1 protein-coding gene and 1 pseudogene are annotated in these 1,522 nt (G+C 57.5%); both read right to left on the bottom strand.

Going from position 1 to position 1,522, the window contains the following annotated elements:
* Positions 1 to 241: 241 nt before the first annotated feature.
* A complete protein-coding gene (locus A3AY_RS0134235) occupies positions 242 to 1,126 on the bottom strand; it encodes a polysaccharide deacetylase family protein (protein ID WP_026204124.1) in 885 nt (294 codons plus the stop codon).
* A 171-nt stretch (positions 1,127 to 1,297) separates the two neighbouring features.
* Positions 1,298 to 1,522: pseudogene (locus A3AY_RS40230) on the bottom strand (Gfo/Idh/MocA family protein); the annotation flags it as partial.

The raw sequence follows: 1,522 nt of genomic DNA, 5'->3' as shown, positions 1-1,522 counted from the left end.
CCCCTCCCTCAGAATTTCTGCCTGGGGATGTTCGTCGTCAGAAACCGAAAGCAACGATTATCAGCTGCCAAGATCTCGGCAAATCCAAACGCAGCGTGTCTTACGGGGCGACACGCTGTCCAATGTGTCGCCCCGGCCCGCGCCGCCGGGAGGATCAAGCGGCTGCAGGGTATATTGGATTATCTTTGCCCCTCAGGCCGATCTGCGCACGCAGTCCGGACAGAGGCTCAGCCGCCCCAGCTCACGGCGGGCCAAAAGCGATGGCGTCGCGCAACGATCCTCGTTGTACGTCGAGGCTGTCCGCCCATTCGCGGAAGGGGGTGTCTTTTAAAAGCTCATACTCTTCGATCCGAATTCGTGCTGAATCGGGCTCTATCGCTTCGATCTCTCCTGCCGCATTCGCATGCAGGCAGAGGAAGTTAAGGCCGGGTGCGATTTGTCGGTAGAGATGTTCATAACGCTCACGGGCGGGTCGCATTGTGTGCCACGGTGTTTCCAGAGCTCTGGCTGCCAGAATCCCGCCTGCGTCCACGAGTCGTTGAGCCGAGCTCTCGTATGAATTTTGATCGACTTCTCCGAGATTGTGTTTAGGTCCATATGTCTCGATCGTCGCTGGAAACAGCGCGGGCAGCTGAAATTCAAGGCAAAGCGCAACATAACGATCCACGAATTCAGGCGAAAATACACCACCCATGTGGCCATCGATGTGCGATGCGGTCAGGCCCGCAGCGAAGAAAGCCTCGATTTGTGCGCGCATCTCCGCTTCTACCGCATCTGGATGTGCATTGCGCCGCAAGTCCGATACGGTTTGCCACATGAAGCCGTTGCTGTCGGTAAGGCCTGATGCTGGCGTAGCCTTAGTCAGAGGGCGCCAGCGATAGTGGCGCTTCTCGGATGTAAGTGTGAGATGAATACCGAGATTGAGCTCAGGTTCCAGGACGCCGGCTTCGGCGATCTCGAGGAACCACGGGCACGGGACCATGACGGATCCTGAATCAACGGCTCCGAGCCGGCGCAATTCGAGGTAAGCCCGATTGGCCCCATGACACATACCGACGTCATCGATATTGACCACTACAAAGGGCACCTCGATCCTGGGTTGATCGCTTTTGGCAACACTGTTCATCTTACTCTCTCCCATACCGTGACGCCGGCTTGCAGCGCCGGTATTTTCACGCTCATTGCCCGTCAGAGCATAGTCATGGATTTGCTTTTTACTTGCGACCAAACCGGCCGCAGTCTGATAGGACGAGTTCACGCGACAGCCGAGCGGACGGCCGCCTTCAACTGATTTTGCTCACACTGACAGGACTGCAGTGGCTGCTTCGGCAATGGCGAGAGCTGCAACAGCGTCTTTTGCTGTTGCACCGTGAGACACTCCGCCGCGGGCAGCTTGGACGAAGTCTTCAAGCTGGGCCTGGAGCGCAGCTAGAAAGACCATCTCGCCATTCGGGGGCCAGAAAAAGCGCGATTCCTCGAAGCCTGATGTCCCAAACACCTGAGCCCAGCAAGCGTCCCCAGG

Origin of the sequence: Rhizobium giardinii bv. giardinii H152 (assembly GCF_000379605.1) — a bacterium.
Lineage (GTDB): Bacteria > Pseudomonadota > Alphaproteobacteria > Rhizobiales > Rhizobiaceae > Pararhizobium > Pararhizobium giardinii.
The sequence above is the reverse complement of the archived record's forward strand: the minus strand, read 5'-3'. Positions and strand labels throughout refer to the sequence as shown.